Source organism: Streptomyces sp. NPDC051217 (genome assembly GCF_044455465.1).
Taxonomy (GTDB): Bacteria; Actinomycetota; Actinomycetes; order Streptomycetales; family Streptomycetaceae; genus Streptomyces.
The window spans coordinates 714,223-738,138 of sequence record NZ_JBITEV010000001.1; the positions used below are offsets into that span (position 1 = coordinate 714,223).

At 72.3% G+C, this 23,916-nt stretch carries 18 protein-coding genes and 1 pseudogene; 7 read left to right on the forward strand and 12 right to left on the reverse strand.

Annotated features, from left to right (window positions below; genetic code table 11):
• Positions 1-174 precede the first annotated feature (174 nt).
• From ACIBBB_RS03315 to ACIBBB_RS03355, 9 genes and pseudogenes are all read right to left on the reverse strand, one after another.
• Positions 175-2,214: a peptidase M6 gene (locus tag ACIBBB_RS03315; RefSeq protein ID WP_398978158.1), complete on the reverse strand. Its 2,040-nt coding sequence runs from the start codon at positions 2,212-2,214 to the stop codon at positions 175-177.
• Between the two features lie 13 nt (positions 2,215-2,227).
• Positions 2,228-3,229, reverse strand: a complete 1,002-nt coding sequence (locus tag ACIBBB_RS03320; protein WP_398978160.1) for a proline racemase family protein — start codon at positions 3,227-3,229, stop codon at positions 2,228-2,230.
• Positions 3,229-4,224: a dihydrodipicolinate synthase family protein gene (locus ACIBBB_RS03325; protein ID WP_398978162.1), complete on the reverse strand. Its 996-nt coding sequence runs from the start codon at positions 4,222-4,224 to the stop codon at positions 3,229-3,231. Before ACIBBB_RS03325 ends, ACIBBB_RS03320 begins: the two co-directional genes overlap by 1 nt.
• Positions 4,221-5,711, reverse strand: coding sequence for an FAD-dependent oxidoreductase (locus tag ACIBBB_RS03330; protein WP_398978164.1), 1,491 nt, complete (start codon positions 5,709-5,711; stop codon positions 4,221-4,223). The genes ACIBBB_RS03325 and ACIBBB_RS03330 overlap by 4 nt, the downstream gene beginning before the upstream one ends.
• Positions 5,708-6,040 (reverse strand): (2Fe-2S)-binding protein, encoded by a 333-nt coding sequence (locus ACIBBB_RS03335; protein ID WP_398978167.1) that lies wholly within the window; start codon positions 6,038-6,040, stop codon positions 5,708-5,710. The genes ACIBBB_RS03330 and ACIBBB_RS03335 overlap by 4 nt, the downstream gene beginning before the upstream one ends.
• Positions 6,037-7,275 carry an NAD(P)/FAD-dependent oxidoreductase gene (locus ACIBBB_RS03340; RefSeq protein ID WP_398978169.1) on the reverse strand — a complete coding sequence of 413 codons (1,239 nt, stop codon included), beginning with the start codon at positions 7,273-7,275 and terminating at the stop codon, positions 6,037-6,039. Before ACIBBB_RS03340 ends, ACIBBB_RS03335 begins: the two co-directional genes overlap by 4 nt.
• Positions 7,276-7,415: 140 nt before the next feature.
• Positions 7,416-8,009 carry a helix-turn-helix domain-containing protein gene (locus tag ACIBBB_RS03345; RefSeq protein WP_398978171.1) on the reverse strand — a complete coding sequence of 198 codons (594 nt, stop codon included), beginning with the start codon at positions 8,007-8,009 and terminating at the stop codon, positions 7,416-7,418.
• A 440-nt stretch (positions 8,010-8,449) separates the two neighbouring features.
• A complete protein-coding gene (locus ACIBBB_RS03350; RefSeq protein WP_398978174.1) occupies positions 8,450-9,703 on the reverse strand; it encodes a DUF1266 domain-containing protein in 1,254 nt (417 codons plus the stop codon).
• Positions 9,704-9,922: 219 nt separating this feature from the next.
• A pseudogene (locus ACIBBB_RS03355) lies at positions 9,923-10,295 on the reverse strand (acetylxylan esterase).
• On the opposite strand from ACIBBB_RS03355, the gene ACIBBB_RS03360 reads away from it, so the two are divergent.
• From ACIBBB_RS03360 to ACIBBB_RS03390, 7 genes are all read left to right on the forward strand, one after another.
• Positions 10,276-10,746 (forward strand): hypothetical protein, encoded by a 471-nt coding sequence (locus ACIBBB_RS03360; protein WP_398978176.1) that lies wholly within the window; start codon positions 10,276-10,278, stop codon positions 10,744-10,746. The pseudogene ACIBBB_RS03355 and the gene ACIBBB_RS03360 overlap by 20 nt on opposite strands.
• Positions 10,747-10,821: 75 nt before the next feature.
• Positions 10,822-11,997, forward strand: coding sequence for a carbohydrate ABC transporter permease (locus ACIBBB_RS03365; RefSeq protein WP_398978178.1), 1,176 nt, complete (start codon positions 10,822-10,824; stop codon positions 11,995-11,997).
• Positions 11,994-12,959, forward strand: coding sequence for a carbohydrate ABC transporter permease (locus tag ACIBBB_RS03370; RefSeq protein ID WP_398978180.1), 966 nt, complete (start codon positions 11,994-11,996; stop codon positions 12,957-12,959). The genes ACIBBB_RS03365 and ACIBBB_RS03370 overlap by 4 nt, the downstream gene beginning before the upstream one ends.
• 92 nt (positions 12,960-13,051) lie before the next feature.
• On the forward strand, positions 13,052-15,802 hold the full coding sequence (locus ACIBBB_RS03375; RefSeq protein WP_398978182.1) for a GTPase-associated protein 1-related protein: 2,751 nt from the start codon (positions 13,052-13,054) through the stop codon (positions 15,800-15,802).
• Positions 15,803-16,004: 202 nt separating this feature from the next.
• Complete coding sequence (locus ACIBBB_RS03380; RefSeq protein WP_398978815.1) at positions 16,005-16,661, forward strand: tellurium resistance protein; 657 nt, start codon at positions 16,005-16,007, stop codon at positions 16,659-16,661.
• On the forward strand, positions 16,658-17,563 hold the full coding sequence (locus tag ACIBBB_RS03385; protein ID WP_398978184.1) for a protein phosphatase 2C domain-containing protein: 906 nt from the start codon (positions 16,658-16,660) through the stop codon (positions 17,561-17,563). Before ACIBBB_RS03380 ends, ACIBBB_RS03385 begins: the two co-directional genes overlap by 4 nt.
• Before the next feature lie 134 nt (positions 17,564-17,697).
• On the forward strand, positions 17,698-19,047 hold the full coding sequence (locus ACIBBB_RS03390) for a protein kinase (protein ID WP_398978186.1): 1,350 nt from the start codon (positions 17,698-17,700) through the stop codon (positions 19,045-19,047).
• 111 nt (positions 19,048-19,158) lie between these two features.
• Here ACIBBB_RS03390 and ACIBBB_RS03395 read toward each other — a convergent pair whose 3' ends face one another.
• The 3 genes from ACIBBB_RS03395 to ACIBBB_RS03405 all read right to left on the reverse strand — a co-directional run bounded on the left by ACIBBB_RS03395 (position 19,159) and on the right by ACIBBB_RS03405 (position 23,679).
• The gene (locus ACIBBB_RS03395) at positions 19,159-21,525 is read right to left on the reverse strand and encodes a hypothetical protein (RefSeq protein WP_398978187.1); all 2,367 of its coding nucleotides are present in this window, start codon (positions 21,523-21,525) and stop codon (positions 19,159-19,161) included.
• Positions 21,526-21,592: 67 nt separating this feature from the next.
• Entirely contained in the window at positions 21,593-22,117 is a 525-nt protein-coding gene (locus ACIBBB_RS03400; RefSeq protein WP_398978189.1) for a hypothetical protein, read from the reverse strand.
• Positions 22,114-23,679, reverse strand: coding sequence for a hypothetical protein (locus tag ACIBBB_RS03405; protein WP_398978191.1), 1,566 nt, complete (start codon positions 23,677-23,679; stop codon positions 22,114-22,116). Before ACIBBB_RS03405 ends, ACIBBB_RS03400 begins: the two co-directional genes overlap by 4 nt.
• Between the last annotated feature and the right edge of the window lie 237 nt (positions 23,680-23,916).

Below are 23,916 nucleotides of genomic sequence, written 5' to 3' on the forward strand. Positions count from 1 at the left end.
CTACGCCGCGCCTCCCCCCGCCGGGGCCGTGGCCGGGCTCCCCCTCGCCCCCCGGTCGGGCGCGCCCCCGGGGGCGGGGCGCGGGCGCGCGGGGGGGGGGGGCCCGGGGGGCCCCCCCCCCGCCCGCCGCGTCGGCCGACCTTCAACGGGAATCAGCCGCGCGTCACCCGCGACTCAGCGACGGACGCCGCACGTCGCCGTCGCCGTCCGCGACGGATCGCTCTCCGACCGCGCCGTCAGCGACACCTTCCCCGTCCGGGCGGCGCCATGGCCCGCCGCCACAGCGACCTTCACCTCCGTCGAACCGCCGGCCTCCGCCGTCGCCAGCCGGTTGGGCAGTGCCACCCGCCAGTTCTCGCCGTCGACCCGCGCCGTCAGCCGGTAGACGTCCGACTGCTGGTGCCGCGCCGTCGAACCGCTCGCGCCGCGCCCGGTGTTGGTGAGGTCGAACCGGCACGTGGTCCCGTCGCCGTCCGGCTTCCCCTCGGGGCTGCCGTGCCCCAGAGCCACGCCCCGCTTCTGCGGCCCCGACCCGTCGAGCGACCTGACGGCGATGACGTAGGACAGCTCGCCCTTCCGGTTCAGCCGCTTGTCGATGACGTAGAAGTGCAGCCTGTTGGCGCGGTCGACATACTCGTACTCGCTCCCCGAGTTGGTCCCGGCGTGGAACAGGCCGTCGTTGAGCTGCCGGTAGTCGCCGACGGACCGCATCACGGGCGCGCCGTCCGGTCTCGTGTAGTCGACCATGCCGATGTCCTGCGGATTGGCGTCGACCATCCAGCTGAAGCAGAGATATCCGCAGCTGTTGTTCTCGTTGTCGTAGGGCTTGTTCCTGGTCAGCATCACCCCGTTGTCCGGGGTGAACGAGTCGGTGCCGATGCGCTGGACCGTCTCGATGGTGTAGTCCGTGAAGCCCGGCCCCGCGCACATCGGGTCCGTGGCGACGTCGCACGCCGGTGTGCGGTCCTTGCCCAGATCGATACGGACCCCCTGGAGGGCGTCCTTCTGTACGGCGGCGGTACGGGCGCGGACTTCGAACACCGCCGGGCCCGCGGCCTTGAGCGCCTCGGGGTCGAGATCGAGGACCTGCTTGTCGTCGATGAAGCCGAGCTTCATCCTCGTACGCAGCGTATGGCCGGCGGGCATCGAGGCACCCTGCGTCGCGGGCACCTGCCAGCGGTTGTGCGGGCCGCCGGGTCCGTTGAACGAGCCGCGGTCCATGCCGTCGAAGGGGCCCGTGCCCGAGCGGTGGTACGGCCGCACATACGGGTTGTTGGCGTTGTCGCCGATGTCGAACGTGTGGGTGATCTCGTGGGTGATCGTCCCCGAGCTCTCGCCCTGCCGGATACCGGAGTTGCCCCAGAGCTGCGAGCCGGCCTTCCACGACGTCCACTCCGTGTAGCGGCCCCGGACCCAGTTCGGCAGCGACGGGTCGGGCGGCCCCCACTCGTCGGGGACGTCCTCCTTGTTCTGGAACATCATCTCGCCGAACTCCTGCCAGACGGAGGTCTCGTCGTAGCCGGCGTAGAGACGGAAGACCCGGTCGTACGTCTTGGACTCGGCCTCGCCGACATCGTCGAGCCACATCGGGTCGATGTCGTCCTCGATCGAGCCGTCACAGGTGTGCCCGGCCGGACACCCCTCGCCCTCCTGGCCGATGTCGTTGACGCCGTACTCGTAGGACGCGCGCGGGGCACGGTAGGGCGAGAAGGGGACGAACTCGACGCCTATCCGGCCGTCGGTCTGTTCCATCCAGTACTCGTTGACGGTGTGCCCGTGGTTGAGCTTGCTCGGCTTGCTCCAGAAGTCCGCGTAGAACTGCGGGACCTGGGCGCGCGGCACCGGATCGATCTGAGGGTTCTTGAACACGTCGCTGCCCTTGGGCAGCGTCATCACGAAGGGCTGGTCGGGGAAGTCGACGGCCAGCACCGCGATCCTCAGCTTCTTCTCGGTCGGCTGCCGCTTCGGGTCGGCCCAGTCCGTACCGGGCACGGCCCGGTAGTCGCTCCAGGTCATGTCCTGCTGGTCCTGCCAGGTCTGCGGGTCGACGGGTGCGAACGGATCGCCGCGCTTCTCCTTACCGGTGCCGGCCGCGGCGGCGGAAGCGGAACCGGGCGCCGTGGTCGCGGCACCCGCCCCGGCACCGGCGGCGAGCAGGGCGGCGGCCAGCGCGACCGCCACCACCAGGCGTGAACGTCTTTGGGCTGAGCGCATGAGAACCCTCTCCTCAGAGAACGAAGCCGTTCGGGAACGGATCCGCCGGATCCAGCAGGTAGTTGGCCGTCCCGGTGATCCACGCGCGGCCCGAGAACTCCGGCACCACCGCCGGTACTCCCGCCACCTCGCTCGTCCCCACCAGCCGCCCCGTGAAGCGGGTCCCGATGAAGGACTCGTTGATGAACTCCGTGTCCAGCGCCAGCTCTCCCCGGGCATGAAGCTGCGCCATCCGGGCGCACGTACCGGTGCCGCACGGAGACCGGTCGAACCAGCCTGGCCTGATGGCCATGGCATTACGGGAGTGCCGCACGTCCGACCCGGGCGCCAGGAACTGCACATGTTTGCAGCCGCGGATCATCGGGTCCGCCGGATGCACCGGCGGACGGTACGCGTCGATGGCGTCGGAGATCGCCAGCCCCGCCGCCAGGATGTCGTCCTTGCGCGCCCGGTCGAAGGGCAGCCCGAGGGACTCCAGGTCCACCACGGCGTAGAAGTTGCCCCCGTACGCCATGTCGTACCGGACCTCGCCAAGACCAGGCACCGTCACCTTCGCGTCGAGCTCCAGCGCGAAGGCGTCGACATTGCGCAGCGTGACCTTCTCGGCGACCCCGTCGCGTACCGTCACGCGGGCCTCCACCAGCCCGGCCGGGGTGTCGAGACGTACGAGGGTCTCGGGCTCGGTGACCGGCACCATCCCGGTCTCGACCAGTACGGTCGCCACCCCGATCGTCCCGTGTCCGCACATCGGCAGGAAGCCGCTGACCTCGATGTACAGGACGCCCCAGTCCGCGTCCGGGCGGGTCGGCGGTTGCAGGATCGCGCCGCTCATCGCCGGATGCCCGCGAGGCTCGTCGACCAGGAAGCGGCGCAGCGGGTCCAGATGTTCCATGGCGTAGCGGCGGCGTTCGGCCATCGTGTCGCCGGGGACGGGCGCCACGCCACCGGTGACCACGCGCGTCGGCATGCCCTCCGTGTGGGAGTCGACCGCGCTGATCGTCCGCACGCTGCGCATCAGACCGCCTGCCGCTCGCTGCCGGCGGCGGCTCCCGTGGCCGCCCCCGTGGCCTCCGCCGCGAGGAAGTCGATCGCCTGTCGCATCTCGGCGGTGATCAGCTCACGGTGGGCGGGGATCAGCGGGCCGCGCGGCGGGCGGCAGGGGCCGCCGTAACGGCCGACCATCTCCATACCGAGCTTGATCGCCTGGACGAACTCGGTGCGTGAGTCCCACCGGAACGCCGCGACCAGCGGCCGGTAGAGGGCGCGTGCCTCCTCCAGCCTTCCTTCCGTGGCGAGTCGGAACAGCCGCGCGGACTCGGCGGGGAAGACGTTGGGGAAGCCGGCGAACCAACCGGTGGCCCCCATCAGCATGCTCTCCAGCGCCACGTCGTCGGCGCCGCTGATCACGTCCAGACCGGGTGCCTTCTCGTTGATCTCCAGCACGCGCCGCACATCGCCGGAGAATTCCTTGACGGCGAGTACGTTGTCGATCTGGGCGATCTCCGAGAGGAGGTCGGGCGTCAGGTCGACCTTCGTGTCGACGGGGTTGTTGTAGACCATGACCGGCAGTCCGACGGCGGCCACGGCCTCGAAGTGCGCCACGACCTCACCCGCGTTGGCCCGGTACATCGTCGGCGGCAGACAGAGCACCCCGTCGGCGCCGTCCTCCGCGGCGGCCTCCGCCCACCGAACGGCCTGGTGCGAACCGGGCCCGTGCACGCCGACGACGACCTTGCCGCGTCCGCGTACCGCCTCGATGGCCGTACGGGCGACGGTGCGGCGTTCCTCGTCCGTCAGCGACGAGTACTCGCCCAGCGATCCGTTGGGGCCGACCCCGTCGCAGCCGTTGTCGACCAGCCAGCGGCAGTGCTCGGCGTACGTGTCGTAGTCGACGGCCAGGCCGGCCGGGGCGGAGGTGTCCTGCCGGTACGGCAGCGCGGTCGCGACGACGACCCCGGTCAGCGGGTTGGGCCGGTTCGGCTGCTTCGGCTCGTTCGGGGTGGTGCTCATGAAGTGCTCTCCTCCGCGGGGAAGTCGGTGTGCGTGGACGGGGTTGCCCGGCCCGGCGGGGGCTCCGGCGGGCGGGCCAGTTCGCCGAGCCTGATCGGCTCGGCGACGGGACGGTGGTGCGGGCCGGCGCCCGCGTCGGTACCACCGCGCAGTTCGGCGACGGTCGGGCCGCAGACACGGGCCTGGCACGGTCCCAGGCCGGCCCGCGTCGCGAGCTTCGCCACCTGGGGCCCGGTACCGGTGGGATCGGCGGCCGACCGGCACACCGCCGCGTACGTCGTCTCCTCGCAGCGGCAGATCACGGTGTCGGGCCGCAGCCAGCCGGGCCAGGCACGGCCGACGGGATGCGCGAGCGCCAGCCGGGCCGCGAACGCCCTGCCCCGGTCACGGCCGCGGCGCGGGGTCACCAGAGCGCGCGAGCCCCGGTCGCCGCCCGCCGCGATCCAGCCGGCCAAGGCACCCTCGGCGCGGGCGGCGGGGGCACCGGCGACACCGGTGATCTCGCCCGCCGCGTACACGCCGGGCCGGCTCGTACGCTGGTCGTCGTCCACGGCCACGAACGCGTCGGCGGGCGATCCGGCGGCGGACCCGCCCGGCGCCCGGCGCAGATCGCACCCGGCCGCGACCGGCAGTTCGAGCCGCGGGGTGAAGCCGTGACCGACGCACAACGCGTCCACGGCGGTGACGCGTTCGCTGCCGGGCACCACCGACCAGTCCGCCCGGACCCGGGCAGTGACGATCTCCTCCACCCGGCCGTCCCCTCGGGCCTCGACGACCGCTCCGCCCATCCGGTACGGGACCCGGTGGCGCCCCAACCGCGCCGTGTACGAGAGGAGTTCGCCGGACTTGCCGAGCTGCGAGGTGAGTTCCCACGGGCGGCGCAGCCAGCCGCGCGCGACGGACGCCGGTCCGGCCGCCTCGACCACGGCGAGCACCCGCGATCCCGCCTCCAGCAGTGACGTCGCCACCGGCAGCAGGAACGGCCCCGTGCCGGCGACCACCACCCGGTCCCCGACGACCACGCGCTCTCCCTTGGCCAGCGCCTGGGCCGCGCCCGCCGTGTACACACCGGGCAGGTCCCAGCCGGGGAAGGGAAGCACCCGGTCGTGGGCGCCCACGGCGAGCACCAGGGCGTCGGGCTCCAGGACATGGCGGCGCCGGGGCGTACCGCGCAGGACATGCACCAGCGGCGGCCCGTCGTCGGCGGGGTCACGGCGCTCCAGCGCCCATACGGAACTCTCCGCCCACCAGGAACAGCGCGGATGCCCGAGCACCCGGCGGCTGCGCCGGTCGAAGGAGCGATAGCCGTGCTGAAGGGCTCCGGGGTCGGTCGCCTCGTACGCCTCGGGCAGCATGCGGTGGTACTGGCCGCCGGGCCGTTCGGCCGAGTCGATCAACGTCACTTCCGCGCCCGCCGCCAGCGCCGCGTCGGCGGCGGCGAGACCGGCGGGTCCGGCTCCCACCACCACGACATGACGTCCCGTCACCGCGCTCGCCGCCCGTCCTGGTCGTCGCCGGGGGCCCGCGACTGCGTGGTCACCGCGTCACCGTCCTTGGCGCGGCGGCGGCAGGCCCGTACGTCGCGCTCGTCGTTCACCGTCACCAGACAGTCGAAGCAGACGCCGATACCGCAGAAGACACCGCGCGGCGCTCCCGACGGCGCCCGGCGCCAGGCGGGACGGCCGGCGGCCAGCAGCACCCCGGCGAGAGTCTGGCCCGCGATGCCGGTGAGCGGTTCACCGTCCACCGTGATGGTGAGCGGCCGGTCCCGGCGGCCGGCCGGGTCGGACCCGGCGGGTACGAGACGTGGGCTCATGATCCCTCCTCGGTGGTGGGGGCGGTGTCGGTCGAGGTGTTCGGGGCGTCGGTCGCGGTCGGCGTGTCGCCGAGCACCGCCGGCCGGTCGACCCGGAACGGACTCGCGTCGATCGCCGGCGCGGCGCCCGTCAGCAACTCGCGCACGAGCCGCGCGGTACCGACCGACAGCCCGATACCCGCCCCTTCGTGCCCGGTCGCGTGCCAGAGACCGGGCAGTCGCGGGTCGGCGCCGATGACCGGCAGATGATCGGGGACGTACGGGCGGAAGCCCCCGTACGCCCGCATCACCTGCGCGCCCGCCAGTGACGGGAAGAGCTTGAGCGCCTTGGCCGCGATCGACGAAAGCACCTCCGGGCGCATCCGGTCGTCGAAACCGACGCGCCGCCTGGACGACCCGAGGAGGACGGTGCCCGCCCGGGTGGACTCCACCACGGCGGACGTCTGGAGATCGCCCGCGCCGCTGCCCACCGCGCCCACGTAGTCGGCGTCGTACACCTTGTGGAAGACCGTCGGCGGCAGGGGAGTGGTCACCAGGACCTCCCCGCGGCGCGGGCGGATGTCCAGCGGCACACCGAGCCGTCGGGCGACCTCGCCCGACCAGGGCCCGGCGGCGTTGACGAACACGTCGGACTCCACCTGCCCGTCCGCCGTGCGCACCGCCGTGAGCCGGCCGCCGCGTGTCACGGCGCCGAGCACCTCGCGGCCGGTACGCAGCCGGGCCCCGGCCCGCAGCGCGTCGGCGAGCAGGGCGGTGGCCGCGCCGGCCGGCTGGACCTGCGCGTCGTCGGGGTAGTACACGGCGGCCGTACGCCGCTCGGTGAGGAACGGTTCGGCCGAGGCCAGGGCGTCGGAGTCCATGGTTTCGGCGCGTACGCCCGCCGCGCGCTGGGCCGCCGCGAACGGCAGCAGCGCCTCGGCGCCCTCGGCGGTGGTGGCCACCACGATGCCGCCCTTGGGGTCCCACTCGACGGGGTCGACCCCGTCCGGGGAGGTTCGCCCGGTGAGGGCGGCCAGCACCTCGGGCCACAACCGCCGTGACAACTGGGCGAGTTCGAGCTCCGGGCCGGGGCCCTTGTCGGAGACCAGGATGTTGCCCTCGCCGTGCGAGGTGGTCGCGGCGGCGGCCCCGGCGCGGTCCAGTACGAGGACGTCGAAACCGGCGACCGCGAGTTCGCGGGCGCACGCGGCACCGATGATCCCGGCGCCGATGATGACGACTCGTGTTCGGTCCACCAGACCTCCGCGTTCCGCATAACGAACGAAGCTGAGGCTATGGCGAGGTACCGGAGGTGTCAACGGCATCCACGGACGGAACGTCGGTCAGTCGCGCGCGCCGGCCCCGCCCACTTTCCCGCGCGCGTGCCGTGGCGCCCTCAGTGGGGCATGCTCGGCCCCTCGTTCCGGGTGCTGCCGCCCGACCGGTAGTGCAGCAGCAGCACCGAACGCACGGGCCCGTCGTTCGCCGCGTAGCGGTGCGGCAGCGAGGCGTCGAACGATACGTAGTCGCCGGGCCCCAGTTCGACCTGGTGGCCGTCCACCTCGACGCTCAGCGTGCCGCTCTGCACCACGGTGTGCTCGGTGCCCGCGTGCCCGAGCGACGGCTGCTGCGAATCGGCGCGTACCTGCTGGTCGTACACCTCCATGATGACCCCGCCCGCCTCGATCCGCCGCAGTGGACGCAGGTCCACGCCCTCCCCGCTCAGCACGTCCACCTCGGCGGCCCGCACCACGGTCACCGCCTCCGCCTGCCCGGTGTCCAGCAGATCGGAGATGGGCACCTCCAGGGCGCGGGAGAGGCTGAAGACCGTCTCGATGGTCGGATTTCCGGTGGCCGACTCCAGCTGCGACAGGGTCGCCTTGCCGATCTTGGACAGCCGGGACAGTTCGGAGAGTGACAGACCCCGACGGCTCCTCTCCCGGCGGAGATTGGCGGCCAGAGCGCTGCGGACCGGACTGCTGGGGGGCATCGGGGGTCTCCTTCGACCGACAGGTCTGTTCGCTTCAGTAGGCGGTGCGCGGCGATGCGGTGTTCGGTATCGCGAACGAAGTGCCCTGTGGCACCGCCGGGGACGGGCATCGTATCGACAACCGCCGACCCGTCCCCGCGCGGTGGCGGCGGGGGCCTCCGGAGCCGCCCGGGCGGCGCGTCGGCCCGCCGCCGAGGAACGGCAGCGGACCAGCCGGAGGTCGTGAGCAGCGGCGGTCAACGGGACCAGGGGCAGCGGAGCGGTGGCGAGAATCGCCCCTGGATGACGCATGACAGCTCCTCGGTGTCGGGTGCTGTCATCCTCGGCAACCACATCGCGCGGCGGGTTTCACCAAGTCTTCCCATGCCGGGCGCAACCTCACGTACCCCTTCGGAAGCGGCGCCCGGGGGCCACAAGTGGCCCCCGGCACCCAACTGCCGTCATCCCGTCCCGAACGGCACCGTCCGCCACGGGCTGTCCGGCGTCGCCACCAGCGCCCGGTGGGCGTCGAGGACGGTCGTGTACCAGGGGCCGAACTCCTCCTCGTCGAAGTGGAGACACCGCCCCAGCACATACCCGGCGGAGAACTCCTCCCACGAGCTGTACGCCGCCCGCGCCGCTTCCGACGCGCGTTCCAGCGAGGCGAGCGTCTCCGACTCGGTGGCGTAGCGGGCGCCCAGGCCCCAGCGGGCCATCTTCGAGGCGCGGCCGATGTCCCACGCGGCGACCGACCGTACGACACCGTCGGGCGGCAGGAGCCCGTCGGCGCGGAAGCGGGACTCGTAGCGCAGCACCTTGCCCACCAGCGCCCGCAGATGCGCCACGAAGTCGGCGAACTCGCCGTCGTCCGTGGCGGTTCCGGTCCGTGCGGCCTGGTCGCGCAGTGTGTCCTCCACGCACGCACGCCACTGTTCGGCATCGACACGGTTGCCCCGCGCGGCGATCAGTGCCGTACGCGCTCCGAGTACGAAGTCCCAGTACCACGCGCTCACTTCGCGGCCGAGCAGCCGCTCCTCGATGGCGAGCCAGTCCTCCCGGTCGTGGACACCCCACGAGTCGGCGACGCGCTCCCGCTCGCCCCGGTAGCCCATGCCGTGCCAGTAGGTGGTGTTCCACGCGTCCCCGTTGGTGAAGCACAGATGCGCGCCGCAGGCCAGACCGTGCAGCAGGGGCCCCGTCGGGAGTTCACCGGAGCGCCGGGTCACCACACGGTCCATCAACTCGTCGGAGGAGAACAGCTCGTGGTGCAGGTCCAGCCAGACCTCCCGCTCCTCGTCGTCGGTGGGGAAGTACTGCTCGCAGGGCGTGGCCACGTTGACCGCGAGGACGTCCACACCGGCGGGGAGTATCCCCGCGAGCGCGCCCAGCGTCGTGTACTCGTACACCAGATGAGGGTGCGGGCGGGGCAGCAGACCCGCCGTGTAGACCTGCGCCACGGTGCGGCCGTCGGGGATCTCCATGGTCAGCATCGGGAACGTGCCCTCGCCGGCCGCCCGAGCCTCGTCGACGGCGACCGGGTAGTACACACCCTCGATGGCCAGGGCCCGCAGATACGCGTACGCGTTGTCGGTCCGGACCAGCCTGTACAGATGCTGCTCCAGATCGGCGGGCGCCGACCAGCGGCCGCCGTCCCCGGGCGTGGGGATGAAGGGAAAGAGCTCGTCGTGGACCTCGTCCTCGGCCGCTGTCTGCATAGGTGTCTCCCCGTACCGGTCGCGGCCTCGCTCAGGCCGCGAGATCGAAGACACGTTACCGGTGAGGACGCGCGCGCCCGTACGGCGGCCGTACGGTCAACTACGCCCGGATGAAGGCGAGATGACGGCCCGCCCGCGTTTTTCCGCGTGGCGTAGGTGCGTGGCGTCTGTACGCGGCGCGGGTGAGCACCCCTTGGCGCCGTGCTCGGCGGCGCCTCCTCAGCCGCGGCCGAGCCCCGGCAGCGCGCGCAGGAAACGCAGTTGCTCCAGGTCCTGGAAGTAGCCGCCGCCCTCGTGGCGGTTCCACGGCCAGACGCGGATGTCCTTCGGCCCCGACCAGTGGTTGTAGGCCGCGAACACCCTCGACGGCGGGCAGACGTCGTCCATCAGGGCCGCCGAGAACAGCGCCGGAGCGCTCGCGCGCCGCGAAGTTGACCCCGTCGAAGTAGGACAGCGTCGTGAACACCCGCTCGGCCGATTCCCGGTGGGTACGCAGATACGTCCAGATCTCCCGGTACGCGTTGCCCTCCACCACCTGGAGTGCGCGCCGGCAGTGGCACAGCGAGGGCTGGTTGACCAGGGCCGCGCTCACGCCGTCGGTCAGCGCCGACGCGGCCAGCGCGATGCCGCCGCCCTGGCGACGGCTCCTCCCGGTCGGGGAGGTAGCCGCGCAGCTCCTCCAGGGGCAGGTCCATCAGCGGCATGGCGGCGGTTCCTTGTGGTGGCGACGCGGGGAGCTACGGATCGGGTTCAGGCGCGTCGAGGCCTTCACCACCGCCGAGCAGCAGGTGGAGTTCGCCGACGCGTACGGCGTGATGCCCTCGCGCACCAGCGCACTGGCGACGTACGAGAAGCAGCACCCGCAGGACAAGGCGTTCGTGGACGGCTCCGCCTACGCCCAGGGCCCGGTCACACTGCCCGGCTTCACCAAGGTGCTCGAACAGTTCGACACGGACCTGGCAGGGCTGGCGAAGGCCGACCCCAAGAAGATCCTCGGCGACCTGCAGACCAACGGTGAACAGGTCCTCAAGAGCGACGGCTGACGGACAGGTCCCACGGTGTACGACACCCGCCGGGGCGGACGGTCCCCGGCGGGTGCGGGAGGAGAGAGAAAGAGCATGAGTCAGTACGGCAGCGGCAGCGGTACTGTCGCGGCGCCGCCCTCCCCGGCCGGAGGCGACGGAAGTACCGGGGCCAAGGGCAGGCGCCCCGGCCGCGGCTCCGCGTCCGGCATCAAGGGCCGGCAGGGACTGTGGGGCTGGCTCTTCGTGAGCCCGATGGTGCTGGTCCTCGGACTGTTCCTGCTGCTGCCCATCGGGATGGCCCTGTGGGTCAGCCTGCTGAACTGGGACGGGCAGTCCAACCCCTTCACCGGCGCCGCCGACTTCGTCGGGACCGACAACTACTCCAACGTCCTGACCACCGACGGCCTCGACCGCACGCTGTTCATGACCTCGGTCCGCAACAACCTCTACTTCGTCCTGCTGGCCGTGCCGCTCCAGACGATCCTCGCCCTCGCGCTCGCCGTGGCCGTCAACAGCCGCCGGGTCAAGGGCACGAGCCTCTTCCGGACGATCTTCTACTTCCCCTCGGTGACCAGCTCCATCGCCATCTCCACCGTCTTCCTCTTCCTGTTCCAGGGCAGCGGCGCCGTCAACGCGCTGCTGAAGTGGGTCGGCATCACCGGACCCAAGTGGTTCACCGACGCCAACGGCCTCGTCTGGACGGTCCTCGGCGGCCTCGGCATCGTCGACCCCGACAAGCCGACCGCGGCGCTCGCGTCCAACGGCTTCCTCGGACTCTCCTGGTGGGACTGGCTGTCCGGCCCGTCCATCGCGATGTGCACCGTCATCACGCTGATCGTCTGGACGTCGTCCGGCACCTACATGCTGATCTTCCTCGCCGCGTTGCAGGACGTGCCCGCCGAGCTGGAGGAGGCCGCCCTGCTGGACGGCGCCAACCGCTGGCAGTCGTTCCGCAACGTCACCATCCCCGCGCTCCGGCCGGTGATCTTCCTGGTGGTCACGCTCGGACTGATCGGCAGCTGGCAGATCTTCGACGCCGTGTACGTGATGAGCCAGGGCGCCCCGGGCAACACCACCCTCACCCCCGCCTTCCTCTCCTACACCGCGGGATTCCAGGACTCCGAATACGGCCGAGCCGCGGCCATCGCCTTCATCCTGCTGGCGATCATCATGGTGATGACCCTCATCCAGCGTGTGCTGCTGCGCGACCGCGACAAGCGGGTCCGAGCGGGCAGGCGCTTCGGGGCCGTACGCCGGAGGGCTTCATGAGTACGCCGCCGACCATGCCGACCCCGATGAGCCGGGTGACGCCGACGAAGCGCGGGACCTGGGCGCCCCGGGCCACCAGCGGCTCTCCCGCGGGGCCGCGCGCGCCGCGCGGGGCCGGCCGGCGGATCCTGCTCATCGCGCTCTATCTGCTGCTCACGGGCGTCGGGCTGCTGTATCTGCTGCCGTTCGCCATCCAGATCGTGACGTCGTTCAAGACCGATCCGGACGCGGCCGCCAATCCGCTGTCCCTGCTGCCGAACCCCTTCTCGCTGGAGTCCTACCGGCGGCTGTTCGGGCTCGGGAACGCCGGGGACGCCGTGCCGTTCAGCACCTGGCTGGGCAACTCGGTCCTCGTCACCCTCTTCATCACCGCGGGCCGGGTCTTCTTCGACTCGCTCGCCGGCTACGCGCTGGCCCGGCTCGACTTCCGCGGACGCAACCTGCTCTTCAACGGGCTGCTGACGGTGATGTCGGTTCCCGGCGTGGTGCTGCTGATCCCGAAGTTCCTCGTCCTCAACCAGCTGGGCATCTTCGACACGTACGCCGGCATGATCGTCCCCCTCCTCGTGGACGCGGCCGGGGTGTTCATCATGCGGCAGTTCTTCCTCTCCATCCCCAAGGAGGTGGAGGAGGCCGCCCGGATCGACGGCGCCAGTGTCTTCCGCACCTTCTGGTCGGTGGTGCTGCCGATGGCCAAGCCCGCCCTGATCACCCTGACGATCCTGTCGTTCCAGGGATCGTGGAACGAGTTCACGCACTTCCTGGTCGCGACCCAGTCGCCGCAGTACCAGACGCTGACGACCGGTCTCGCGTCCTTCGTCTCCGGCAGCCTCAGCAGCGGGACGCAGTATCCGCTCAAGCTGACGGCGGCCCTGCTGGCGACCATCCCGGTGGCGGTCCTCTTCTTCGCCTTCCAGCGGCACTTCGTACGGAGTGCGAACTCGGGGGCGGTCAAGGAGTAGGCCGGGGCGGGCAGGCGGCGGAGAAGGGTATCGGCTTGGACAAACTTCGCGGACTGCCTGCGGCCGGGTGAGAGGGCTGGTCAGAATGTGGCATGCTCATCCGCCGTCTCAGCTACCTGCTCGACCGGGAGCCGGACACCGGCAACGTCCGCCTGCGGCCGCTCCGGTCGCCCGAGCCGCCGCCGGGGGGTGGGGAGGCCGGGCTCTCCGAGGATCTGCTCGCGCAGGTCGAGCAGATCATCGCCCTCACCCATCGCCGGACGCCGCACGGGGTTCTCAGCTGCAGCCGGCTCCCGGCCGGCGGCAGCCTCCTCTGCAACGGCCGCGACGACGACGAGGACCCGGACAGGCAGCGGCAGTTCATCGAGGTCCTGCACCTCCCCGCGGGCGCGGCCGGGTTCGACCGTATGTGGCCGATCGACACGTGGCGCTCCCGGTCCTGGGACACCCCGGGGCCGGCCGACGAGCACGGGGACCCGCTGCCCGTCCCGGAAGGACACTTCGGCCGCGAGATGCTCGTGCGCTTCGCCCAGGAGCAGTCCTCGCGCGTGGCACCGTTCCTCGCCGACGTACGACGCCTCTGGGCCGACCCCGCGGGCCGGCAGATCGTCATCGCCGAGGAGGACCCGGAGACGATCGTCCGCTGGATCGCCCTCGCCTGCGCGTCGCTGCCCGAACGCCGCGCCAGGGAACTGACGTTCGTCACCGTCGCCGACGAACCGCACGAGGCGCCGCAGCAGATCATCGGAATCGGCCCCGACTCGTCCTTCGACCGGCACGATCCGCTGCTCCTCGGGCATCTGTACCGGGTCCACGACGGTCTCGGGGGACCGGGCAGTCCCTACGTCCCCGATCCCTGGGCCGAGTTGACGGCCGCGCTGTGGCAGGCGGGGAAGCCGCCGACACCGGGGCCCTCCACCTTCTCGACGGTCCAGGCGGCCCCGCCCGGCCCGGCCGCCGTACCCTCGGCGGCGGGCACCTCGGCGTCCGGCTCCTCCTCGTCCGGCGCTTCCTCGTCCGGTTCCTCCTCGGCGGGTACGGCGGAGGCCGCCGACCCGTTCGACCTTGCCGCCCTCGTGCCCCAACTCCTGCGGACGGGAACGGCGTCGGGGGACGGGTTCGCCGCACTTGAGGGCGAGTCCCTGCACGCCGTGGTCACCTCGCTCGCCTCCGCCTCCCAGGACCCGGCCCAAGGCGCCCCGGCCGTCGAGGAGTTGACCCGGGTCTGCCAGGAGCTGGGCAAACACTGCCCCGAGAGCGTCACCGACCCGCTGGCGCTCGCCCTCGCCCGACGGCGGCTCGCCGCCGCGCTGGACCAGGACACCGGGCTCCGGCACGACCCGCTCGTCGGCCTGCCTCTCGGCGAGGCGGCGCAGCGGTCGCTGCGCTCCGAGTTCGGACCCCGCTTCGACAAGGGCCTCGGGCGCAGACTGCGCGGTCCGGTCTCCGCCTGGGCCGGACCACTGCATCTCGCGCTCGTCCTGCACGGCCCCCAGGGCCCCGGTGTCGAGGACGCGGTGAACAGACTCGTCCGCGTTCTGCTCCAGCCCCGCATCCCCGAGTGCGCCGACGCGGTCGCCGTCCTGAAGAGCGTGGGCCACCAAGGGCTGAACCGGCGCGTCCTCGCGAAGATCGCCGTCGAGACGGCGGGCCGACGGAGCTACCTCCTGCGGGAGTTGCTGATGTCGCCGCACGGCGAGTGGGTACGGTCCCATCTCGACATCGCCCCGCCCTCCGTGCGCATGGTCGAACTGGCCGTGCGGTGGGGCGGGCCGCCGCACCACCTGCGCGGGGTCGAACTGTTCGCGAAACTCGCCGAACCGGCGGCCGGGGCCGCCGTCTCGGCCGCGACCGACCCGCCGACTCTGGAGACCCTGTGGGGACTCGTCTGGGGCGCCGGCCAGCCGGAGCGGCCGGACTTTCCGGCCATCCTCCGCATCTGCGGGGCGGAGGCGGTTCTCGCCGCCAATCTCGGCACGCGGTTCCTGGCGTGGCTCACCTCGCCCGGACGGTTCGACCGTGAACTCGTCGAGTTCGCCCAGGCGGTCCACCGCCGGCCGGAGCTGACGGGACGGGAGCGCGCCACCGCCCAACTGCTCGTCACCGCCGACAACTTCGCACGGACGAGCCGCGCGCCCAGGGACGTCGTGGACAGCCTGGGCGACCTCCGGCGGGCCGCCTCGCCCGTGGACGGGCCGGTGTGGGACGGCGTCCAGTACCTGCTGGCGCGCGGCTTCGCCGCCCTCCCGCCGCAAGAGCTCTACCAGTCGGGCGCGCTGTCGTACCTCGCCACCGGCGAACCGGCGTTGCAGCAGCACTACCGGGCCGCCGTTCAGGCCGACTTCGCCGACGATGCCAGGATCGGCCGCATGGCCGCGCAGCCGGAGATCATCGCGGATCTCTTCTACGTGTGGCGCAAGGACCTGACCAGATCCTCCCGCGAATGGCACGCGATGGTCGACGAACTGCTCCGGCAGACCATCGGTGTGGTGCTTCGCCGGATGAGCGACGAGCAGCGCGGCGCCGTCGCCACCCGTCTGGTGGGGCGGTCGAACAACTGGCTCCAGAGCTGGCTGCGCTGGTCGCACCGCATGGCCGCCGGCGGCAGCCGGGACACACAGATCCCGGGTGCCCCCGCCTCGTACCCACCGGGACAAGGCCAGGGGCAAGGGGGGCAGGGCCCGGGCCACGGGCACGGGCCCGGTCCTCGCCCCGGACAGCCCGGCCGCCCGCCCACCTCACATGTCCCCGGCCAGCCACCACCGTCGCCGCCGTCCGGCGAGCTGCCCCCGCTCCCGCCCAAGTACCCACCGGGGTACTCACCGTCGCATCCACCGCGCTGACCGGACGGCGCTCAATATCCCTGCTCAGCACACTTACCCGGGCGCCCTCAACTAGGCTTTCGGCCTAGGCTTTCAGCGCCACCACAACACCGCACACATCACCACCCGACGCACCACACAGGCAGAACCAGGCGTGCGCGAACGGGACGCCTCGGGGGAGAGGACCAGCGTGACCATCATTCTCGACGTGCCCGGCGGCAGCATGGCCAGCCGCCCGGCACACTTCATCTGGATGCTCGACTGCTCGGGCTCCATGGGAGTGAACGGCAAGATCGGCGAGTTGAACTTCGCCATCCGTGAGGCCATTCCGGAGATGCAGCAGGCCGCCCAGTCCAACCCGGCCGCCTCACTGGTCGTCCGTGCCATCTCCTTTGCCAGCGGGGCGAGTTGGCACATCGAGGAGCCCACCCCGGTGGACCGGTTCACCTGGGACGACGTGCACACCTACGGTGCCACGGACATGGGCGCCGCCTTCCGGATGGCCGCCGCCGCGCTCCAGACCCCGCCGATGCCGCAGCGCGCCCTGCCGCCCGTCCTGGCCCTCGTCTCCGACGGCCAGCCGACCGACGACTGGCGCTCCGGACTGCGCGCCATCGACGACACGCCGTGGGGCAAGCGCGCCGTACGTGTCGCGGTCGCGATCGGCGACGACGCGGACAAGAGCATGCTCAAGGAGTTCCTGGGCAATCCCGAACTCGAACCGCTGCTCGCCAAGAACCCGCGCCAGTTGGCCGCCGCGATCCGCTGGATGTCCACCGCGGTGGTGAAGGAGGCGTCGGCGCCGAAGATCGAGGACGCCGCACCCGTGAACGTCTCGCCCGTCGTGCCGCTGACCAAGGACGAGACCGACATCTGGTGAACGCCACCGGGACATCCAGCGTGGCGTGGGAGCTCCTCGACGGGGGAGTCAAAGGGGTCGCCAAGAAGTTCAGCCAGGACCGGGGCCGGGCCCTCGTCACGGCGGGCGGCCGTGCTGTCGTGCTGGCCGTCGCCGACGGCCACGGGTCGCGCGCGCACTTCCGCAGTGAGATGGGCGCACGCTGGGCCGTGGAGAAGTTCACCTCCTGCGCCCGGGTGTACGCGCAGGAGGTCGTACGGCGCGGGGACGACGCGGCGAACCTGCCCCGGCTGCTCGCCGAGGCCCGTACGCTCCCGCAGCAGATCGTGCACGCCTGGCGCCGCCGCGTCCTGATGCACGAGGCCAACTCCCCTGCGCACGGCGGAAACACCACGTCGAGCAGTACGGCCGCGGGATCCGCCGCGGGATCCGCGCCGGCGGCCGACCTCGCCGTCTACGGCAGCACGCTGATCGGCGCCGTCCTCACCGAACGACTGCTGGTCTGCTGGCAGTTGGGAGACGGTGACATCGTCCTCGTCGACGAGGACGGCACGACCCACATGCCGCTGTACACCGGCCCCGACATGGGCGACGAGACCGAATCACTCTGCGAGCCCGAAGCCTGGCGCAAGGCGCGGCTGCACTGGCAGCCGCTGACCGGCGGCGGCCCGCCGCCGGGCGTGCTGATCTCGACCGACGGACTCTCCAAGAGCTTCGCGGACCACGAGGGTTTCCTGGCCTTCGCCAGCGGGGTGCGCTCGCGCGCCGCGTCGCACGGCGTCGCGGCCGTCCAGGCCCAACTCCCCGACTGGCTGGGTCACGCGGCGAAGTACTCCGGGGACGACGCGACGCTGGCGGGCGCCTTCCCGGCGATCGGCCGCACCCCCGCCCGCCCCGCCCCCGACAACGACGACTCGTACTGACGCACGCACGTACCGACGCGCACACGTACCGACGCACACAGGCACCGACGCACACAGGCACCGACGACGCACGCGCACGCGGACGTGGACACGCACCGACGACGCGGACTCGCACTGAAGCAGAGAGGTACAGCATGGCGAACGGCATGCTCGCAGCCGGACAGACCCTGGTCACCGAGGCCGGGGAGCAGGTCACCGTCGCCGAGCTCTTCGGCTCGGGTGGCCAGGGCGAGGTCTACCGGGTGCGGACGCCGCACGGCGACCGGGCCGTGAAGTGGTACTACCCGCAATTGGCCGACGCCAGGCAGCGGCAGATCCTCGAAGGACTCATCCACCACGGCTGGGGCGACGACCGGTTCCTGTGGCCGCAGACGGTCGTGATGGACCCGTCGGCCTCGTACCCGGGCTTCGGCTATCTGATGGACGTACGGCCCCAGCGCTTCCACGACCTGCCCGCCCTCTTCCGCCGTGACGCATCGGTGGCGGCGACCACGCTGCGTACGCTCGTCGCCGCCGCGCTGCACACCGTCGAGGCGTACTTCACCCTGCACTCCAAGGGCATCGCCTACCGTGACATCAACTGGGGCAACATCTTCTTCGACCCGACCACCGGCGATGTGCTGGTGTGCGACAACGACAACGCCGTGGTGGACGGCGAAGCCGCCGCCGTAGCCGGGACGATGGACTTCATGGCCCCCGAACTGGTGCGCGGCGACAAGGGCGCGCAGCCCGGCATCCAGTCCGACCTGCACTCGCTCGCCGTGCTCCTCTTCCTGCTCCTGATGAACCATCACCCGCTCGACGGCGCACAGGCGTTGAAGATCCGCTGCATGGACGAGGCGGCCAAGCGCAAGATGTACGGCACCCACCCGCTGTTCATCTACGACCCCGCCGACACGAGCAACAGGCCCGTGCCCGGCGAGCACCCGACCGTCATCGCGACGTGGGGCGCGCTGCCGAAGATCCTGCGGGACCTGTTCGTGCAGACCTTCACCCGGGGGCTCAACACGCCGTCGACGCGGGTCCGCGAGTCGCAGTGGCGGGACGCGCTGAGCCGGGTGCTCGACGCGATCACCGTCTGCGCGTCCTGCGGCCGGCAGAACATGACCCAGCCCGACGGCCCGGCCCCCGACTGTTGGAAGTGCGGCAACGCGGTCCTGCTGCCCCCGAAGCTCGAAGTCGTCACGGGCCGGGGCGCCCTGCGTACCCGCCGGGGTATCCGGCTCGATCCGCAGGCGCGGGTGTACGCCCACCATCTGGTGGACGACCCCGAGCGGCACGACTTCACCGCCGTGGTGGGGGAGATGACCGAACACCCGCAGCAGCGTGGGCGGTTCGGGCTCACCAACCGTTCGGCCCTCCGGTGGACGGTCCGCCGTGACGACGGCACGGTCCAGGAGGTCGGCCCCGGGCGCACCGTGGCACTGCGCCCCGGGCTGCTGCTGGAGTTCGGCGGCGGCACGGAGGCGGAGGTGCACGCCTGACAGCGCGACGGGTGGCCGCGCGCCACCCGTCGCCGAGGGGCCCTTGGCACAGGCCCTGCCCGACGTCGCCGGTCGGTACCACGGCCGCCGGGCCTCGAAGGCTCAGCCCTTCTACGCCCGGGGCAGCCAGCGGCGCCACCACGGGCGGCCACGGGGCGCGCCCCCGCTGCTCCACGGCGTCCACGGGAACGACAGCAGTGCCAGGCCGCGGCTGCTCCTGGGCGGCTGAGGCGGCGGCTCGGGCAGATGCGGCAGGGACGTCGTCGCCGGGACCGCGGGGATGGAGACGGCGTCCGGGCGGGGCACCGCGCTCACCTCGACGCGGCAGGGGCGGCCGTTCAGCGGGATCTCCACGCGCTGGTCCGCCAGATAGCGGCTGCGCGCCACCCGCATCTCCTGCCGCCGCCCCTCCTGCTCCCACACCACCAGGACCAGGACCGCGGGCTCGGGCCAGCGGAACCGCAGCTCCGCCGTGCCCGGCAGGGTTCGACGGGCCGTCAAGTCCTCGACCGCGCCCGGCCGTTCCACCAGCACGCTCGACCCGGCCACCGCCCTGTCACCGAGGACACTGACCGGTGTCATCCGGACGCGGGAGCGCACCTCGGGCACCACGCTCACCGGGCCCTCACCCGGCGCCGACAGCGCGGCCGGGGTACCTGACACATCGTCACCCGTGGCCGTGGGCAGACCCGGCCACTCCACCAGACGGCCGTTCCCGCGCGCCGGCGGACGCCAGTCGATGGTCACGGTGCCGTCTTCGAGGCGCTGTACGGTGACGTCCTCCACCGGCGACGGCCAGTCCACGGCCGTCGCCGCGACCCGCAGCCCCGGCGACCACACCAACTCCCCGCCGGGGCCCGGCAGATCGGGCACGGCCGGATAGCCGCACGAGATCTCGTACAGATACGTTCCAGGCCGCAGCGGGCGGTCCACGACCCCCTTGCGTCCGGCCGGCACCATCAGCCCGTCGACCGGCACACCGTCCGTCGGCTGCCCGGAGGGCTCCGCCTGTCCCGCCCGGCGCGGCATCGAGCGCACCGCCCTGAACCCGGTGGCCGCCGGATGCGCGCGCCACTCCAGCCGTACGCCGTCGGGCACCGGCACCGCGCGTACCTCCTCCACGTCCGGCACCAGCAGCACGGCGGCGGTGATCCGCGGCACCCCCGCCAACTGGCCCCGGCGCAGCGGCAGTACGGCGTACCGCACCCGCCTGCCGATCGGGGCGTCCAGGTCGAGCACCGAGAGCGAGGAGTCCGTGTACGGCACCTCGACGGTCTGCTCGGGCGCCCCGTCCACGAACCGGAACACCCGGTACGACACCGGTCCGCCCAGGGCGTGTCGTTCGGATCTTGCCGGAGGTGCCCCCTCCGTCGTCGTCGGTCGGCGTGGCTCCGCCATGCCTCCCTCCTCCGCCTCCCGATCCACGGCACCAACCGGGACATCAGCCGCCGCCGCGGCGGGCGCTCCCTGAACCGGCCTGATCCGAAAGACGGGCCCGAGCCGGTCGGTGTCACGCGGCAGCCGTGCGGCCGTCCATCTGAGCGTGACGGCCCGCCGCTCGACGGTCACCCGCAGCGCCGAATCGACAGGCTCCCGCGCGTCGGGGGAATGCCGCTCGTCCGCGAGCAGCGTGGCGGCGCCGAGCAGGCCCGCCATCGCCTGCTCGTCGTCGGCCGCCCGCCGTACCGCCGCGAGCCAGGAGACCGCCGCCGCGCGCAGCTCGCCGAGCGTCCCGAGCCGCCGCGCCTCGGCCATCAGCCGGTCCACGGCCGCGGCCCGGTCGTTCAGACGGGTCCGGAAGTTCGCGAGCACATGGTCGGTGGGGTGCGCCGGGAGGAGGTCGGCGATCCGCAGGGCCTCCCGCAGCCGGGCACCGGGCCACACCTCGTTGATCGACTCGGCCGCCTCGCGGGCCGGCCCCTTGCCCGGAAAGCCCGCCGCGACGGCGGACGCCAGCGCGGCGGCGTCCGTGCTGTGCACCCCGAGCGCCTCCGCCGCCTCCGCCGTCGGCCCCCCGGCCCTGTCCTTCAGCTCGCGGCACACCTGCCAGAGCACGATGCGGCGCGGCCCCATCGGATCGTCGCGGACGACCGTCTCCATGGTGTCCATCAGGGCCGCGGCCGTACCGGCGCGCGGATCGGTCGAGGTGCGCCAGCGCTCGGCCGTCTCCCGGATGTGGCGCAGGTCCACCCGCGTCCACGCACGTCCCCTGGCGGGGAACCACAGGCCGTCCAGGATCCGGAACCCGTCGTCCGTCGTGGCCTTCGGCAGGGTCGCGAACGGGCTCGTGCCGGCTTCCACGGCCGGCCCCCGCAGCAGATCGGCGGCATGCCGGAACCCCAGCCGGCCGATCACCGAGTCCAGGTCGGCGAAGCCCCGCATACCGGGGAACTGCGGCAGGACGGGCAGCGGCAGCCGCCGTCCGTCCGTACCACCGTTCGTGCCTTCCGCCCGTGCACCGGGCCGCCACCGCTCCACGCCGTGGGTCCTCTCGTTCGTCGCGGCTCCGGGGCCGGCCCGCACACCGGCCCTGGGCCGCCCTGGTTCAGCGGGGCGAGGTGTAGAAGTAGATCCGGATGATCGCGGTGTTCGCGGGCTCGCCGAGATCGTGGAAGTCGTCCGTCGCCGTCTTCTTGGAGAACATCCGCGGACGGGCCTTGTCGAGCAGTGAGTTGACCCGGTGCGCGTACTCCGTGCCGCCCTGGCTGCCACCGAAGGTCAGGACCAGCGCGGCGGTCCGCCCCGGCCACTTCTTCGTGCCCTTGTTGATCTGGGAGACGATGTCCTTGGTCTCGCCGCCCTTCACCCGGATCTGCTGCGGCTTCAGCTCCACCGACCTCGGCCCGACCGGGGACGGGGTCGGCGAGGGTGAGGGCGAGGCGGAGCGCGACGGTGTCGGTGTGCCGGCGGCGCGGGCGGCCAGCGGGTCCGGCCGGTCCGCCATCGACACCAGGGCGAGCACCAGTACCAGGTCGGCGAAAAGCCAGCCGGCCAGCATGACGACGCCGGGCCGCCCGCCGCGCCGTACCCGTCCGGCCAGTTGGCCCACCCGGCGTACGGGACGGCTCACGGGCCCACCTCGTCCTGCGGCGGATACGGCGGACGCGCCGAACCCTGCTGGGGGATGCCGGGCGTGGTCGGCGTGTCAGGGATGGCCCCCGCCCCGCCGTTGGAACTTCCGTTCGTCCCGCCGTTCGTCCCGCCGTTCGCTCCGCCGTTCGCGCCCGTCAGCAAGAGCCGTTCCGTGGGTGTGTCGTACTCGAAACCCGCCCCGTACGCGCTCCCGCCCGGAAGCGTCGGCGCGGCGGACGAGTCGGGCGCCGGGTCCGGAGCCGGGCCGGAACCAGGGCCGGAGCCCGGGTCGGGCGACATCCCGGACTCGGCCCGGGGCACCGCCAGCCCGCGCAGCCCGGTGTCCAACCGGGCGGCCGCGTCCTGCCAGTGGGCCGCGGCGGCGTCCCAGCGCTCGGTGGCCTCCCGCATCCCGTCGACGGCTTCGTTCGTACGTCCGGCACTGTCCACCAGTGCCTGCGAGGCGCGCTCGGTGGCCTGCGCCACCGTCTCCGATTTCGTGGCCAGCGTCTGCTGCGCGGCGGCGAGCGCCTTGAGCGACGACTCCACCGTGTCGCCCGCGGACTTGATGCGGTCGGCGATCCGGCCGGCCGCGGCCTGGTTCTCGGCGCCCGCCTGCATGGTCGCCGCCTGACCGCCCCGTACGGCGGACTCGATACGGTCCGCCACCGTGCCGAGCTTCGGCAGCTCGCCGGTCAGCGCGAGGGCGGCGTTCTCCAGCGAGGTGGTCGCGTCCTCCAGCGCCTTGGCCGAGGTGACCAGAGAGTGGTGACTGCGGTCGGCGCGGGACGCCAGCGACTCCATCCGGGTGGCGGCCTTGCTGAGACCGGCCGTGAACTGCTGCGGAGACGCGGCGCGATGAGGCACGAGCGTCAGCTGGATCCGGGTGAGCAGGGACGCCAGCCGGCCGAGCAGATACTCCTGCTCCCCGTTCAGCTTCGCCTCCGCCCGGTCGGCGCGCGAGCGCGCGCGGGCGTGCCACACCGAGAGCACCACCAGCAGGCTGATCAGCACGACCGCCATCAGCGCCACGTTCTCGAACCGGCCCGACGAGGAGAGATGCCCGCCGAAGCCCGTCTGCCACAGCTGGAGGAACGGCCGGGTCGCTTCCTTGGGATTCTCCTGGCTCAACTCGCCGTAGGCGCGCACCGCCTCCCGCAGTCCGAACCAGGTGATGAGCAGCGGGACGAACACCAGAACACCCAGCAGGGCTTCCAAGGAGCCCTCGCGGACGGGACGTTGGCGTATCTCGTCGCGCACCGTCCGTACGAGCGCCTTGGCGCCGGACTTGGCCGCCAGTGTGGTCCGGATCTGTGTGTGGAGAGGTGCGCGGCGGGACGGTGGTGCCTGGGCCAGACTCTCCGGGCGTACGTAGGACCCCACCAGGTCCACGTCGGCCCAGCGGTCGAGGCGCTTGTGCTGCTCCAGGTCTTTCGCGAGGTCGATGAGTTCAGCACTGCGCAGTTCGAAGGCGGGCTCGGCGGCGAGAGTCCTCAGCTCCGCCGCCAGTTTCTTCTGCTCCGGGTCCGCCTGCGCCGTGCTGGGTGATACCTGTGCCAACCCTGTTTCCCCCTGAATCGGGTGTTCCCCGTGAACGTGCGCCGTCGTACGGCCCGGCGGCCCACCTCGCCGCGACACCTCATGGGGGGACGCCCCCGAGATGGCGGTGGTTCCTCGCATGGTGCTTCGGTCGTCGCGAAAGCCTATCGCCCAGGGCGAGTTGAGGATCCCACATGCGTGATCTCCACCGTGCGTCCCCTCCCGCCCTCCCGCCCAACCCGCGCTACCCGCCGTTGA